The sequence below is a fragment of the Polaribacter sp. Asnod1-A03 genome (assembly GCF_045063585.1).
Classification (GTDB): Bacteria; Bacteroidota; Bacteroidia; order Flavobacteriales; family Flavobacteriaceae; genus Polaribacter.
This window is the reverse complement of record NZ_JBEFOE010000009.1, coordinates 1,749,925-1,765,385: the sequence shown is the minus strand read 5'-3', so window position 1 is coordinate 1,765,385 and position 15,461 is coordinate 1,749,925. Positions and strand designations below refer to the sequence as shown.

At 29.8% G+C, this 15,461-nt stretch carries 13 protein-coding genes; all 13 read right to left on the bottom strand.

Features of this window, described 5'->3' with window-relative positions; all coding sequences use genetic code 11:
- Positions 1-10: 10 nt before the first annotated feature.
- The gene (gene trpA, locus ACJJVY_RS08220) at positions 11-775 is read right to left on the bottom strand and encodes a tryptophan synthase subunit alpha (RefSeq protein ID WP_405606751.1); all 765 of its coding nucleotides are present in this window, start codon (positions 773-775) and stop codon (positions 11-13) included.
- Positions 772-1,563 (bottom strand): DUF3050 domain-containing protein, encoded by a 792-nt coding sequence (locus ACJJVY_RS08215; protein WP_405606749.1) that lies wholly within the window; start codon positions 1,561-1,563, stop codon positions 772-774. The genes trpA and ACJJVY_RS08215 overlap by 4 nt, the downstream gene beginning before the upstream one ends.
- Positions 1,563-2,747 carry a tryptophan synthase subunit beta gene (gene trpB / locus ACJJVY_RS08210; RefSeq protein ID WP_405606747.1) on the bottom strand — a complete coding sequence of 395 codons (1,185 nt, stop codon included), beginning with the start codon at positions 2,745-2,747 and terminating at the stop codon, positions 1,563-1,565. Before trpB ends, ACJJVY_RS08215 begins: the two co-directional genes overlap by 1 nt.
- A 1-nt stretch (position 2,748) precedes the next feature.
- Complete coding sequence (locus ACJJVY_RS08205) at positions 2,749-3,438, bottom strand: phosphoribosylanthranilate isomerase (protein WP_405606745.1); 690 nt, start codon at positions 3,436-3,438, stop codon at positions 2,749-2,751.
- 121 nt (positions 3,439-3,559) lie between these two features.
- Positions 3,560-4,348 (bottom strand): indole-3-glycerol phosphate synthase TrpC, encoded by a 789-nt coding sequence (gene trpC / locus ACJJVY_RS08200; RefSeq protein ID WP_405606743.1) that lies wholly within the window; start codon positions 4,346-4,348, stop codon positions 3,560-3,562.
- A 107-nt stretch (positions 4,349-4,455) separates the two neighbouring features.
- Positions 4,456-5,445 carry an anthranilate phosphoribosyltransferase gene (gene trpD / locus ACJJVY_RS08195; RefSeq protein WP_405606741.1) on the bottom strand — a complete coding sequence of 330 codons (990 nt, stop codon included), beginning with the start codon at positions 5,443-5,445 and terminating at the stop codon, positions 4,456-4,458.
- Positions 5,446-5,468: 23 nt separating this feature from the next.
- Positions 5,469-5,969 carry a phosphohydrolase gene (locus ACJJVY_RS08190; protein WP_405606739.1) on the bottom strand — a complete coding sequence of 167 codons (501 nt, stop codon included), beginning with the start codon at positions 5,967-5,969 and terminating at the stop codon, positions 5,469-5,471.
- A 39-nt stretch (positions 5,970-6,008) separates the two neighbouring features.
- On the bottom strand, positions 6,009-6,584 hold the full coding sequence (locus tag ACJJVY_RS08185; RefSeq protein ID WP_405606737.1) for an anthranilate synthase component II: 576 nt from the start codon (positions 6,582-6,584) through the stop codon (positions 6,009-6,011).
- Between the two features lie 72 nt (positions 6,585-6,656).
- Entirely contained in the window at positions 6,657-8,048 is a 1,392-nt protein-coding gene (locus ACJJVY_RS08180; protein WP_405606735.1) for an anthranilate synthase component I family protein, read from the bottom strand.
- Positions 8,049-8,326: 278 nt separating this feature from the next.
- Positions 8,327-11,659 carry a bifunctional amidotransferase subunit GatB/aspartate--tRNA ligase AspS gene (gatB/aspS, locus tag ACJJVY_RS08175; protein ID WP_405606733.1) on the bottom strand — a complete coding sequence of 1,111 codons (3,333 nt, stop codon included), beginning with the start codon at positions 11,657-11,659 and terminating at the stop codon, positions 8,327-8,329.
- Positions 11,659-13,059, bottom strand: coding sequence for an amidase family protein (locus ACJJVY_RS08170; RefSeq protein WP_405606731.1), 1,401 nt, complete (start codon positions 13,057-13,059; stop codon positions 11,659-11,661). The genes gatB/aspS and ACJJVY_RS08170 overlap by 1 nt, the downstream gene beginning before the upstream one ends.
- Positions 13,060-13,061: 2 nt before the next feature.
- Complete coding sequence (locus tag ACJJVY_RS08165; protein ID WP_405606729.1) at positions 13,062-13,331, bottom strand: hypothetical protein; 270 nt, start codon at positions 13,329-13,331, stop codon at positions 13,062-13,064.
- Between the two features lie 300 nt (positions 13,332-13,631).
- Positions 13,632-15,401, bottom strand: coding sequence for a glycerophosphodiester phosphodiesterase family protein (locus tag ACJJVY_RS08160; protein WP_405606727.1), 1,770 nt, complete (start codon positions 15,399-15,401; stop codon positions 13,632-13,634).
- Between the last annotated feature and the right edge of the window lie 60 nt (positions 15,402-15,461).

Genomic DNA, 15,461 nt, shown 5'->3' with positions numbered 1-15,461 from the left:
TAAGAATTTGTTAACTAATTATCGGTTTTATAAAAGCATCAATTTTATCAATACCTTTTTTTCCTAAATTCTTGATAAAAGCAGAACCTATAATTGTTCCGTTTGCATATTTACAAGCTGTCTTAAAAGTTTCTTTATCAGAAATACCGAAACCAACAATTAAATTACTTTTTAGATTCATACTTTTTATTCTTTCAAAATAAGCAATTTGTTGATTAGAGATATCACCTTTTGCTCCCGTTATAGAAGCTGAAGCCACAACATAAATAAATGCTTTTGTATAAGAATCTATTTTTCTAATTCTTTCTTCGGATGTATGCGGTGTGATTAAAAATACATTTGTAATTCCGTATTTTTCAAACAAAGCTTTATAATGGTTTTCAAATTCAACCATTGGTAAATCTGGTAAAATAACTGTCTCAATACCACAATCTACAACTTTTTGGCAAAACTTCTCTTCACCGTATTTTAACATCTGATTTAAATACCCCATTAAAACCAAAGGTGTTTTATTGGTTTCTTTAATAGACATTAATTGGTCAAAAATTAGATCTAAATTAATTCCGTTTTCAAGCGCTTTTTGGCTACTATCTTGTATTGTTGGTCCGTCTGCTAATGGATCAGAATATGGCAAACCAACCTCTATAAAATCTACACCACTTTTTTCTAACTCAGTAATTACTTTTGTTGTGTCATCTAATTTAGGATAACCGCAAGTAAAATAAATTGATAATAAATTTTTCTTTTCTTGAAAAATTGTTTCTAACTTTTTCATGCTAAAACTGATTCTTTTTTACTTTTTAATTCCTCTTCTACAGCACTCCATAAATTAATTCTTACTTGTAAAGATTCTTTAGCTACGTCTAAAACTTCTTTCCATTTTTTATCATCATTACCGCATAACTCTTCAATCATTTGTAATGATAAAGGTCCATGCTCATCACCATCTAAATCAATATGTCTTTGTAAATAATAAATAAAATTATCAAATCTTTTATTACTTTTCAAAGTAGTTTCATCAACAATTTTTAAAAACATATCTGGTATAATATCTTCTCTTCCAAATGTAAAAGACGATGCTATTTTATGATTTTCATTGGTTTCTATTATCTTAAAAGTATAAAAAATAAAGTCTTTTACAGCTTTATTAATTGATAAGTTATCAATCAATTTTATAACATTTTCTCCTTCAGAAATTCTGTTGATAAAATCTTCAATGATAGTGCAATCTGCATTCATTTCTTGCATTGCATCCAAATACATTTCGTAATGACTTTTTAAAACGCCATCTTTATTAACATCACTTTCTTCTGCCAAAGTAATCTCATTTATAAAGCGTACAAGGTTTGTATTTTTCTTCGGAATCCAAGGAAGTGAAACAGTTGTTAAATTGATTTGTAACGCTTTTAAAAGCGACATAAAGTCCCAAACAGCAAAAACATGAGCTTCCATAAAAATTTTAATATCTTCTATAGAATTTAGTTTTTGATATAAACTATGATTTCTTAATTCTTCTCTTAAAGAGGTTAATTCGTTTTCTAAGTATTCTATTTTAGAATTCATTAATCTTCTAAATTTTTAATATATGTTTCTAAATCTTTATCTCCTCTACCCGATAAATTTACAACAACAACTTGGTCTTTTGTAAACTTAATTTTTGGTAAAACTGCCAATGCATGCGCACTTTCTAAAGCAGGAATAATTCCTTCTATTTTAGTTAATTCATAAGCAGCTGCTAATGCTTCTTTATCTGTTGCATCCATAAACTTGGCTCTTTTACTTTCATATAAAAAAGCATGTAAAGGCCCAACTCCAGGATAATCTAAACCTGCAGAAATAGAATAAGGTTCTACAATTTGTCCATATTCGTCTTGCATTAAAATGGTTTTAGAACCATGTATAATTCCTACTTCTCCTAATTGAGAAGTTGCAGCACTTTCACCAGAATTAACGCCTAAACCAGAAGCTTCTACTGCAATTAATTCTACTTCATCATCATCCATATAATGATAAAAAGCACCAGCAGCATTAGAACCTCCACCAACACAAGCGATAATTGTATCCGGATTTTCTTTACCTGTTTTTTCTTTTAATTGCCATTTCATTTCTTCTGATATTACAGCTTGTAAACGCGCCACCATATCTGGATATGGATGCGGACCAACTACAGAACCAATTAAATAAAATGTTTCTGGATGCTGAATCCAATAACGAATCGCTTCGTTTGTAGCATCTTTTAGTGTTTTAGAACCGCTGGTTGCCGGTACAACTTTTGCCCCTAACATTTTCATACGAGCTACATTTGGAGCTTGACGCTTAATGTCTTTTTCTCCCATAAAAACTGTACATTCTAAGCCCATTAATGCACAAACTGTTGCAGCTGCAACTCCATGTTGTCCTGCTCCTGTTTCTGCAATAATCTTGGTTTTCCCTAATTTCTTAGCAACCAAAATCTGACCAATTGTATTGTTTACTTTGTGTGCTCCTGTATGATTTAAATCCTCTCGTTTTAAATAAATAAAAGCACCATATTTTTCTGACAAACGCTTTGCCAAATACAACGGACTTGGGCGACCAACGTAATCTTTTAATAATGATTTGTACTCTTCTTGAAACTCATCAGATTCTAATATTTGAATATAATTATCTTCTAATTCTTTCACATTTGGGTATAATAATTCAGGGATAAATGCACCTCCAAATTGCCCGTAATAACCATTTTTGTCTGGGTGAAATTTTGATTTCATATTATAATGTATTCTTGAAGCTTTTTACTTCATTAATATTCTTTAATCCTGGTTTACTTTCAAATTTACTATTTACGTCTAATGCATAAATTGGTAAATCTGATTTCATTATTTTTTGTACTTCTTCAACATCCTCTAGACCAATTCCTCCACTTAAAAAGAACGGTTTATCAAAAGGATATTTTTCTAAAACAGACCAATCAAATTTTGTTCCGTTTCCGCCTCTTTCTTTTCCTTTTGTATCAAATAAAAAGAAATCTACTACTTCTAAATAAGGTTTTAAAACCTCAAATTTAAATGTATCTTTTATTCCGAAAACTTTAATAATTTCAACTTCTTTTTTAGAAATATAATGTTGGTTTTTCTTCTTTTTAATCTGCTTATTCTCTTCAATAAATAAAGCTCTATTTTCTGCTAGTTGTTTTTTTAATTTAATAACATAATCAACAGATTCATCACCATGTAACTGAATCGCATCTAATCGATATTCTTCAATTAAAGAAATAACAATTTCTATATATTCATTAACAAAAACACCCGCTTTTTTAATTGAATTAGAAAATTCTGGAATAATTCCTTCAAAATTTCTTTTTGATTTTTCATAGAAAATAAAACCTAAATAATCTGGTTTTAAATCAGCAACTTGCTGAATATTTTCTACATATTTCATTCCACAAACTTTCAGTTTCATAATATAATTTTATTGCTGTCACTTCGAGTGGTTTTTGATTTTAGGAGAAAATTGTATCGAAAAATTATTTTGTTCTCGATACAAATTTTTAGTTCCTCAAAATTCACTCGAACTGACATAACTATCTAATTTGATTGATAAAATCTTGACAAGCTTCTCCAGGATTTTCAGTTTTCATAAAGTTTTCTCCAATTAAGAAACCTTGAAAACCAAATTCTTTTAAACCTGTAATAATCTTCGGATCAGAAATTCCACTTTCAGAAACTTTTAAACACGTATCAGGAATTTGACCGGCTAATTTAATAGAGTGTTCTAAATCAACTTCAAAAGTCTTTAAATTACGGTTGTTAATTCCGATAATTTTATTATCTAAATCATTTATTTTATCTAAATCTTCTTGCGTATGCACCTCATACAAAACCTCTAAACCTAAATCTGTTGCTAAGTTTCCGTAGTTTTTTAATTCTAATGATGTTAAACATGAAGCAATTAATAAAACAACATCTGCTCCAATTGCTTTTGCTTCTACAATCTGAAAACCATCTACAATAAAGTCTTTTCTAAGAATTGGTTTTTGTTGATTGATAACTCTAGCTTCCATTAAATCTGCCATTGTTCCTCCAAAGAAAGAAGTATCTGTTAAGATAGATTGTGCTGCAACATTTGCATCTAAATAACCATTAGTAACCTCAGCAATTGTTACTTTGTCATTAATAATTCCTTTTGATGGAGATTGGCGTTTATATTCTGCAATAATCCCTGTAGAACCTACTTCTAACAAAGATTTTTTTAATGAAAAAGTTTCTCTGCCAAAACTAGGACTTTTTACTAAATTCTGAACAGGTACTTCTGCCTTTATCTTTGCTATTTCCTTCTTTTTAAAAGCTATAATTTTATCAAGTATAGTCATTTTCTATATTATTTTATCATTTCGACTTTATGGAGAAATCTAGAATCTTTTTAGATTTTTCAATTTCATTTCATTTAGCTCAAAATGACATTATTTATAATTTGTTATTAAATACTTACTAATTTTTCTAATGTTTGTTTCGCTTTTAAGCCAAAAAGCGAATCTTTTGATTCTGCAAAAGCGTTTTCAAAAGACTTATTTTCATCAACAATCGTTAAAGCAAAAGCAGCATTTGTTAATACTACATTATTTTGTGCTTCAGTTCCTTTCCCTTCTAAAATTGATTTGAAAATTTTTGCAGCATCAGCAACCGAGCTTCCTCCAAATATTTCTGATTGTTGAATTCTTTTTTGTCCTAAATCTTCTGGATTTATAATTTGTTCTCCGTTTTTAGTAAACAATTTAAATCCGCTTGTTAACGAAATTTCATCATAACCATCTAAGGCATGAATAATTCCGTAATTGATATTTTCTTCTTGTAAAATATAGTTGTACAAACGTGCAACTTCTAAATTAAACGTACCTAACATGTGGTTTTTTGGCGAACTCGGATTTACCAAAGGTCCTAACATATTAAAGAAAGTTTTTAAGGCCAAAGCCTTTCTTGTTGGTCCAACTGCTTTCATTGCCGGATGAAATTTTGGCGCATGTAAAAAACAAATATTTGCTTTTTCTAAGTGTTCTTTTAAAATGTTTTCATCATTGGTAAAATTATATCCAAAACTCTCTAACATATCTGAAGAACCCGATTGAGAAGACACCGAATAATTACCGTGTTTTGCTACTTTTTGTCCGGTTCCTGCAACAATAAAAGAGGTTAGGGTTGATATATTGAACGTATCTTTTCCATCGCCACCAGTTCCAACAATATCTATGGTATTATAATCTGATAAATCTACTTTTATAGATAATTCTTTTAACGCGTCTCTAAAACCAGAAAGTTCGTCTGCTGTAATTGGACGCATCATAAAAACCGTCATAAACGACGCTAAATGTGCATCGTTGTATTTTTCTGAAGCAATATCTTTTAAGATTTGTTTTGCTTCTGATTTTGACAATCTTTCGTGATTATATAATTTGTTTAAAATTGCTTTCATTTTTATTTCTCGGTACAATATTTTTATTCGAATAAGCTTTCTAAATGATTCGCTATTTCCTTACATTTCGGTGTATAAATTTTGGCTACAAAGTTAGAGTTTTCTGATTTGTATTTTTCAAACATTCCAGATTCTATAGATTTAGAATAAGTAACATTTGCTATTCTATCACAAAATTTGATAAAAGAAGCGTTTTTAGTCTCTAAAATTCCTTTGTAATATTTATCATTTGCCCTTTCTTGTCTTGTGCGTCCTTTTTCATTAGTTAGAGCATATACTAAATTTGCAACTTTTTCATTAGTTACCTTTTTAACATCATTATAGCTTTCTCTTGCATCTTCTATTATATCATGTAACCAACAAGCAGCCAAAACATTTTCTTGCTCATCTTTTTCTACTAAATGAATAAATTGTTGCCCAACTTCAAAAACCATATTTAAATGAAAATCATAATTATAATCATCATATTTATGGTTTGTTGCTTGGTGCTTTTCTATTGCGTAGTTTTTAGCTTTTTGTAACATACTTTTTATCTGATTGATTATAAATTTAAATCTCTCTAATTAACTATTTGCGTTGATAAAATTAGCAACTAATTGCTCACCAACATCTGTTAAAATAGATTCCGGATGAAATTGAACTGCAGAAATTGGAAATATTTTATGCTCAATTGCTTGTATTAATCCATCCTCATCTCTTGCGGTAACTTGTATTTCTTCTGGAAAACCTTCGTCTGTTGCTGCCCAAGAATGATAACGTGCTGCTAAAAATATTTCTGGCACATCTTTAAAAATAGTTGCATTTTTATCGGTTACTTTCATCTCTGTAGCAACTCCATGAAAAACATCATTTAAATTGATAATTTTACCACCAAAAACTTCTGTAATTGCTTGCAAACCTAAACAAACTCCGAATATTGGTTTTATACCTGCGTAGGTTTTAATTACCTCTTTTAAAATCCCTGCTTCATCTGGAATTCCTGGTCCTGGAGACAACATAATCATATCGTAATTTGCAACATCTGCAATACTGATTTCATCGTTTCTAAAAACTGCAGGAAAATTTCCTGTAATTTTTTCTACCATATGAACCAAGTTATATGTAAACGAATCGTAATTATCTAAAATTAATATTTTCATTTTAAAAAGCTTTTGGCTTTTCGCTTTTGGCAATCAGCAAAAGGCTAACTGCAAATAGCTAAAAGCATTTTTTTAAATATTTTCTGCTAAAATCAACGCTTTTTTTAACGCTGCTAATTTATTATTTACTTCTTGTAATTCTTTTTCTTCATCAGAATGAATTACGATTCCTGCTCCTGCTTGATAATACAAAACATTGTTTTTACTAACAAAAGAACGAATGGCAATTGCTAAATTTACAGAACCATCTAAACCGATAATACCTACTGCACCTCCATAAAATCCACGAGATTGATTCTCGTAGGTATCAATCAATTGCATGGCTTTGTATTTTGGCGCTCCACTTAATGTTCCTGCCGGAAAAGTATCTCCAACAATTTCTATTGGATTTCCTTTTAACTGACCAGAAACCGTAGAAACCAAATGAATTACATGGCTAAAATACTGCACTTCTTTAAAAACCTCTACTTCTACATTATCGGCATGTTTGCTTAAATCGTTACGTGCTAAATCTACCAACATTACGTGTTCTGCAGTTTCTTTTTTATCTGCGGATAATTTTTTACCCAACTGAATGTCTTTTGCCATATCGCCAGTTCTTCTAAAAGTACCTGCAATTGGATTAATGGTTGCTTTACCCGCAGAAACTTTAATTTGTGCTTCTGGTGAAGATCCCATCAATTTAAAAGAACCATAATCAAAAAAGAACAAATATGGAGACGGATTGATTGAACGCAATGCTCTATAAACATTAAACTCATCCCCTTTAAATTTTTGTTGAAATTGGCGAGATAAAACCAACTGAAAAACGTCTCCTCTTTTACAATGCGCTTTTGCTTTTCTTACATACTCTATAAATTCTTCTCCTTTTACATTGGATGTTTCATCACCAACAATTTCAAATTTTTGAGTATTAAAAGCTTGCGCATCTATAATTGTCTCAATTTCTGTAATACGAGATTCTGTACCTTCTTCAATATTTTCTATCAATATCATTTCATCATTAAAATGATTAATGGCAATGATAAATCGATAAAAACTATATTGCATTAACGGAATTGTAGAAGGCGCATCTTTTACAGTTAAATCAATATTTTCGAAATACTGAACAGAATCATAAGTTGTATAACCATACAATCCGTTAAAAGATTTTAATTCCGCAGAACAATCTAATTCGATTGTTTTACTATAAGTATCAAAAATTTGGTTAAAATTTCTTCCTATTTTCTGATTTTCTAACTCAACTCCTTTATGAGAAAAACTTAAATGATGATTTTCGGCTTTTATAGAAACAACAGGCTCAATAGCTATAAATGTATAACTTTCTTCTTTACTATGATAATCTGAACCTTCTAACAGCAATGTGTTTGCATATCTATCTCTAAAACGCAAGTACAAACCTACCGGAGTAATTGTATCTGCCATTTTTGTTTTAGAAATTGTTTTAACTTGTATTTTCTTCATTTTACTTTTTGTCTAGTTGAGCGCAGTTGAATTTTTTTAACTCCTCTCGACTGCGCTCGATAGGACATTTATCTTTTTTACTTTGAATGATAAAAATATATCATAAAAAAAAGGCTTATCGTGAGATAAGCCTTTTTTAATATATTATATACATATAGGTTAGTTCTCACTTATTAGATAAGAGAGTTCCACCACCAAGTATTTTTTGTAAAATTTTTCATAATTAAGTTACAAAAATAACATAGATTTTTGATTAAACAAATTTTATCTCTAAAAAATTACTTTATAATTTTCACATTCATCTCTTCTACTTTCTTATCAGAAAGAATAGATGGTGCATTAAATAATAAATCTTCAGATGAACCTGTTTTAGGGAAAGCCATTACCTCTCTAATAGAAGCTTTCTTTTCTAAAATCATCATTAATCGATCAACTCCCCAAGCAATTCCTCCATGAGGTGGAGCTCCATATTGAAAAGCTTTGTACATTGTACCAACACTTTTCATCATTTCTTCTTTATCGTAACCCATATTTTTATAGGTTGCTTCTAAAATTTCTGCTTTATGTGCACGAACAGAACCTCCACCAATTTCATAACCATTTAAGATTAAATCGTATTGCTGTGCTATTATGGTTCCTATTTCATCTCCTTCTCCATTCATGTGCTTTTCTAAATCATAAATTGCTGGCATAGAAAAAGGATTGTGTGTAAATGTCCATCTTCCTTCGTCTGTTTTTTCAAACATAGGGAAATCTACCACCCAAGCTGGTCTTAATTCTTTAGGATTTATCAATTTTAAGATTCTTCCCATTTCTTGACGAACAGCATCTAATGCTTTATTTGCTGTTGCATAATCTGCTGCAGAGAAAAATACGATATCTCCTACTTGAGCATCTGTAGCTTTTATAATATTAGCTGCAATTTCTTCGCCTAAAAACTTAATAATTGGCGATTGTAAATCGTTTTCATTTACAATAATATACGCCAAACCACCCAAACCATTTTGTTGTGCAATGGCTGTTAAGTTTTCTATTTGTCCTTTAGACATACGTTTGTTTCCTTGCTCTTCTGCAGAAACCTTAATACATTTTACAATTCCACCATCTTCAATTGGTTTACTAAAAACTTGGAAAGTTGTATCTTTTACAATACCTGTAATATCTTGCATTTCTAAACCATAACGTAAATCTGGTCTATCACAACCATATTTATCCATAGCATCTTTGTAAGTAATTACTTCAAAAGGACGTAAAATCCATTTTTTACCATAAATTTTCTTCACAATTTCATTAAACATTTTGGTGTTTAAATCGATAATCTGTTGCATACTTGCATACGCCATTTCAATATCTAATTGTGTAAATTCTGGTTGTCTGTCTCCTCTAGAATCTTCATCTCTAAAACAACGAGCAATTTGGAAATATTTTTCAAAACCACCCACCATTAACATTTGCTTAAACTGTTGTGGCGCTTGTGGTAATGTGTAAAAAGAACCTGCTTGTTTTCTTGTTGGAACAATAAATTCTCTTGCACCTTCATCTGTACCTGCAGTTAAAATTGGAGTTTCAATTTCTAAAAATTCTTCCTCGTCTAAAATATCACGTAGTAACTTAATTACTTTATGTCTGTTTACGATTGCTTTACGAACCTCATCATTTCTATGATCTAAAAACTTGTATTGAAAACGCGTAGTTTCATTCGTTTTCATCGCTCTTTTTATTTCAAAAGGAAGCGTTTTAGATAAGTTTAAAATTTCTAATGCAGCTGTTTCTAATTCTATTTTACCAGTTCTTAAACCTGCATTATAATCGTCTTCGTTTCTTTGAACTACAACTCCAGTAACCATAATTACAGTTTCTGGTTTTAGCTTTACCAATTCATCTAAATTAGGGAAAGTTTCTCTACTTAAACGAACTTGAAATATTTGGTTACTAGAATCTCTTAAATCGATAAAAATTAACTCTCCGTGATCTCTTACACTAGAAACCCAACCAGATAAAGTAACTTCTTCTTTGATAGATTCTTCTGATAATTGAGAAATTTTATGAGTTCTATATTCTTCTTTAATTACAATAGGAATTTCTGGAAGCGTTTCTTCTTCTGTTTTTGCCTTTGGTTGATCTCCATTTGCTTTAAGTTGACCAGCTTTTACATTCGTATTCTTATTTGTAGAATCTCCTTTAAGGTTATCTAAAATTTCTTGACGAATTACTTTTCCTGAAGCTCCTTTACCAATAATGCCAATTACCTTACCAACAAGAATACCAGCTTTACCTTGGTTTCCTGCTTTTATATCATTTGCAATAGCTTCATTTTCTGATATTACTTTTAAAACAGCAGCCTTAATTTGATCTTCAGAAATGGTATTTTCTTCAAAATATTTGTTGTAATCGAAATTTCTATCTTTTAAATAAGATGTAATTCCGTTTCGAACTAAAACAGAAGTAATTTTATCATCTTTAAATAATTGAAAAATTTCAATCAATTGATCTACACTATGAATATTTGCATATTCATCTGCTCCAAGATTATTAACTAAAGTTTTAGCAACAAAAGAAGGATCTTTAATTGCATTATTAATTTCTACAAAAGTTTTAGAACGTAAAGCATCTGCAGTAAAAAACTTTGCATCTTGAGGTAAAACTCCACCTTTAATCAAAATAGATTCTACAGCAAAAGGTAAAGAACTTACATCTACATCTATACTTTCTACAACTTGTTTAATGTTTACAAATGGTAAATCTGGTTCAGAAATAAAACGGTAATCTGCTTCAAATTCCTTTTTACGCATTGTTTTGGTTTGCTTTAAATCTGCATCCCATAAAACAGTTGTTTGATCTGGTCTAAACGCTTTATTTTCTATATAATAATTTAATTGCTTTTCTACTTCTTCCTTTAAAGCATCTACCATAAACTTAAATGAGTTTAAGTTTTTGATTTCTGTTCTTGGGTTTAAATTATACGTATGTTTCTTTCTAAGTGATACAGAAACATCACTTTTAAACTCACCTTTTTCTAGGTTTGCTTCAGATATTTTTAAGTTCTGAACAATTCTTTGAATATACTGTGCATATGTTGATGCATCTTCGATATTACGAATACAAGGATCTGTTACAATTTCTATTAACGGAACACCAGCTTTATTAAAATCTACTAAAGAAACTTTCTTTTCGTGCATTAATTTTGCAGCATCTTCTTCAATATGAGTTTGCGTTAAACTCACTGTAAACTGAGTTCCATCATTTCTATAACAAGAAACTTGTCCGTCTGGAATTACAGGATTATGAAACTGTGTTATTTGAATATTCTTTGGATTATCTGGATATTCATAATGCTTTCTATCCCAAGAAATAACTTCATTTTTAAATGTAGATTTTACCGCTTTTCCAAAATAAATTGCTTTTGTAATTGCTTCTTTATTTATAGATGGTAAAACCCCCATTTGTCCTGTACAAACAGAACAGATATTTTTATTAGGCTCTTCAATTTCTTGATTTGCACAAGAACAAAATAATTTGGTATTCGTATTTAAACGAACGTGTGTTTCTAAACCAATTACTAACTCTAAATCGTGCTTTTTTAAAAGCTCATTTAATTGTTCCAATTCCATTATATCGTATCTTTTAAGAAGTTAGCAAACTTCAAAACGAGTTCGTCATTATTTTTTGCTGCTGTAATTTGCAATCCTGTTTCTGTTCCTTGTGGTACAGTTAACGTTGGTAATTGTCCCAAACTAAAACCAACCGTATAAGCATCTGACAAGTACATTGCCAATGGATCACTTAAGCTGTCTCCTATTTTTGGCGGAGAATTTGGTGTTACTGGTGATAAAATAATATCAACTTCCTTAAAATCTTTTTCAAAATTATCAGAAATCTGATCTCTCAAATTCAATCCTTTTAAATAAATTTCATCAGAAAAACCTTGCGATAATACTTGATTTCCACCAACAATTCTACGTTTTGTTTCTTCAGAAAAATTTTCTGAACGTGTAATAGAATACGTGTCTTTTAAATTATCTCCTTCAATTCTTGCTCCGTAATTTGTACCATCTAATCTAGATAAATTAGAAGCAGTTTCTGCCATTGCTAAAGTATAATATGTAGAAACTAACGTATCTGATTCAAAGAAATCTAACTCTTTTACTTCAATTCCTTTTGCTTTTATTTTTTCTATGGATGCTAAAAAATCTGATTTTACTTGTGCATCAATAGCATCATTTTCGATGAAATTTTTAAAATAACCGATGGTTTTAATTTCATCAGCATTTAAAATATTGTCTTCTAAAATTGTTTCTGATTGATAAGTTGTCTGATCTTTTATATCCTTTCCACTCATCACATTTAAAACAATTCTAATATCTTCAATCGATTTTGCAATTGGACCTACACAATCTGTTGATGAAGCATACGCCATTAAACCATATCTAGAAATTCTTCCATAGGTTGGTTTTAATCCATAAATATTATTGTAACCTGCTGGCTGACGAACAGAACCTCCTGTATCTCCTCCAATTGAAAATACTGTATAATCTTTGGCAACATTTACTGCAGAACCTCCACTAGAACCTCCACCAACTAAATCTGGATTGATCGCATTTTTTACGGCTCCAAAAATGGTGTTTTCTGATGATGATCCATGTCCAAAAGAATCACAATTTTCTTTTACTAACGGAATTGCGCCTGCATCAAATAATTTTTGAATTGCTGTTGCAGTATAAGAAGACTTGTATTTTTTTAGTAAATCAGAACTTGCAGTTGTATAAGTTCCTTGCACCATGTATACATCTTTAATTCCGAATGGAATTCCTTCTAACAGACCAATTTCTTGTCCACTTTCTATTTTAGCATCTACTTTTGCAGCAGCTTCTAACGCTAAAGAATCTAAAAGTGAATTAACAGTATTGTTTGTGTTCTGTTTTAATAAATCTAATCTTTCTTGCACTAATTTTGTACAAGTGATTTCTTTGTTCATCAATTGCTGATGAATTTTATGTATTTGCGATTCCATAATTATTCTTCTATCACTTTAGCAACAACTAAATATCCGTCTTTTTCTTTTGGAAAGTTTTCTATAATAATCTCTTTTTCTATTTGAGAACTATCAATTACAACATCTTCTCTTAAATCATCTAATGACACAGCATTATTATGACCTGCATTAACAGCATTATTATTTGAAGTATTTGCACTTTTAATTGCCTCAAACAATTTACTTACAGCTTCAGACTCTTTTGCTCCTTTAATACTCGACAAAATGTCGACAGTCATTATTTTACTCATTTTTTTTGATATTAAAAAAGCCTTCCGAATTCGGAAGGCTTTATATATTTCTAAACAACAACCTTCCTACCCTAACAATTAGGATTATTGAAATTACGATTGTTATTATTGTTTGTCATTTTTGTTTTATTGCTGACAAATATATACAGAATATATCTTATAAAAACTTCTTTTTAAAGTTTTTATAAAGACTTTACAGTATTTTTAAAATATCTTTATTTATTTGTTGATATATTAAAACATTACTATTAATCACAAAAATCATTAACGATTAGTTAGGATTTATTTTCAAATAATAAATTACTTTCTTATAGGAACTGCAATATTCGGGTAATCAGTAATAATTCCATCAACACCCATTTTCAATAAATCCACCATTTCTTCCTTTTTATTAACAGTCCAAGGAATTATTTTCATGTTATTATTATGTATTATTTCAACCTCTTTTCTATTTAAAAGAATGTAAAACGGACTATACACTTTTGGCATAAAACTTAACATTTTCATATTTGTTTCAAAATCATTTTGATACGTTAAAAATGCCAAAGTAAACTCTGGATACGTTTTATGAATGTATTCTAAAACTCTAGGATCAAAACTTTGTACCGTTATTTTTTCTAATGGTAATTTTGCTTCTTTTAATTGTGCTATTACAAGATCAGAAAATTCTGCAACAGAAGGTTGAAACCCATTTTTTTCGTCATTTGGCGTACTTTTAATCTCAATATTATAACGAATTTCATCATTTTTAGCTTCCGAAAATGTAATTACTTCAGACAATAAAGGTTTGTAAGCTTTCTCTTTTTTCTGTTCTAAAAATTTTGGATTCCCGATAGAACCAACATCATAACTTTTAATTTTTTTGTATTTATTCTTATACATATTAAAAGCTTTAGCATCTTCTTTTGTTATCTTGTTTCCTTTTGCATCTAAGGTAACTTCATCATTTAACCAAGGTTCGTGAGAAACAACTACTTTATTGTCTTTACTGATAACTACATCTAATTCTAAGGTGTTTACACCTAAATCTAAAGCTTTCTCAAAAGCTTGAATAGTGTTTTCTGGTGATAAACCTCTTGCTCCTCTATGACCTTGTAAATCAAAATTAAACTTTTGCTCTTTCTCTAAAATTACTTCATCAATAAAAGTTATTGTTTGATTATATACATTCTGCCAATCGTTAGATCTTAAATCACACGCAATTACATGATTTCCTGCTTCTGGGAACGCAACTTTTACTTTTTTATCCGCAGGAGTTGCCAAGGCATCAAACATTTTTAAAATTGCAGGTACAGAAACCACTTGATCTTGTTCTTTTTCATTTTTATAATAATAGCCAACAAATGCCGGAATTTTAACTTTAGAAAAAGTAGTTGAATTCATGTTTTTAGTTACCATATTTATCAAAGCCTCGTAACCATCTATATGATAAATTGTAGACCAATATTTAGCTTCTTCTTCTGGTCTTTCTTGTTTCATAATCTCACTTCCTTTATTCATTTGAATAAAACCAGCTTTACCTTGCGGCGTAGTAATCGCTTTAAAAGCAGGATTTATAAGATCTATAAAAGGAGAATACATTACTAATCCTAAAATATCGCTACTATCTTCTGATGCTAATTTTAAACTTAAAGAACCACCTGTAGAAGTACTAACTAAAATTATTTTTTTTCCAATTATTTTACCAATTGATAACGCTTCCTTTGCAGTTTCTATATAATTTTCTGGCGTTAACTTACTAAAACTATCATCTCTACTAATTCCATGTTCTTTTAAACGAGACATATATACATTGGCATTGTATTTTTTAGAAAGTTGACTCATAATTGGTTCACCTTCTCTACTACTCGCTCCAAAACCATGCAAATACACAAAAGCAATATCTGTTTGTTTTTGCTTATAATTATCTGCCCAAATAATTTTTGCTTGGTTATTTGGCTTGATGTTTTTATTACTATTTTCTTTAGTATTTACAATACTTTCAATTGTCATTATCGTTTTTACTTCTTGACCTAAAACTGCAAAATTAAAGGCGATTAATAAAAGCGAAGTTAAAAATGTTTTTTGCATAATAAATTGTATTTAAAAAAAAGCTATCTAAAATGTTTGTTAAGACACCTTAAGATAGCT

Coding starts and splice junctions, on each gene's coding strand:
- trpA (WP_405606751.1), bottom strand. CDS start 775: ATGAAAAAGTTAGAAACAATTTTTCAAGAAAAGAAAAATTTATTATCA.
- ACJJVY_RS08215 (WP_405606749.1), bottom strand. CDS start 1,563: ATGAATTCTAAAATAGAATACTTAGAAAACGAATTAACCTCTTTAAGA.
- trpB (WP_405606747.1), bottom strand. CDS start 2,747: ATGAAATCAAAATTTCACCCAGACAAAAATGGTTATTACGGGCAATTT.
- ACJJVY_RS08205 (WP_405606745.1), bottom strand. CDS start 3,438: ATGAAACTGAAAGTTTGTGGAATGAAATATGTAGAAAATATTCAGCAA.
- trpC (WP_405606743.1), bottom strand. CDS start 4,348: ATGACTATACTTGATAAAATTATAGCTTTTAAAAAGAAGGAAATAGCA.
- trpD (WP_405606741.1), bottom strand. CDS start 5,445: ATGAAAGCAATTTTAAACAAATTATATAATCACGAAAGATTGTCAAAA.
- ACJJVY_RS08190 (WP_405606739.1), bottom strand. CDS start 5,969: ATGTTACAAAAAGCTAAAAACTACGCAATAGAAAAGCACCAAGCAACA.
- ACJJVY_RS08185 (WP_405606737.1), bottom strand. CDS start 6,584: ATGAAAATATTAATTTTAGATAATTACGATTCGTTTACATATAACTTG.
- ACJJVY_RS08180 (WP_405606735.1), bottom strand. CDS start 8,048: ATGAAGAAAATACAAGTTAAAACAATTTCTAAAACAAAAATGGCAGAT.
- gatB/aspS (WP_405606733.1), bottom strand. CDS start 11,659: ATGGAATTGGAACAATTAAATGAGCTTTTAAAAAAGCACGATTTAGAG.
- ACJJVY_RS08170 (WP_405606731.1), bottom strand. CDS start 13,059: ATGGAATCGCAAATACATAAAATTCATCAGCAATTGATGAACAAAGAA.
- ACJJVY_RS08165 (WP_405606729.1), bottom strand. CDS start 13,331: ATGAGTAAAATAATGACTGTCGACATTTTGTCGAGTATTAAAGGAGCA.
- ACJJVY_RS08160 (WP_405606727.1), bottom strand. CDS start 15,401: ATGCAAAAAACATTTTTAACTTCGCTTTTATTAATCGCCTTTAATTTT.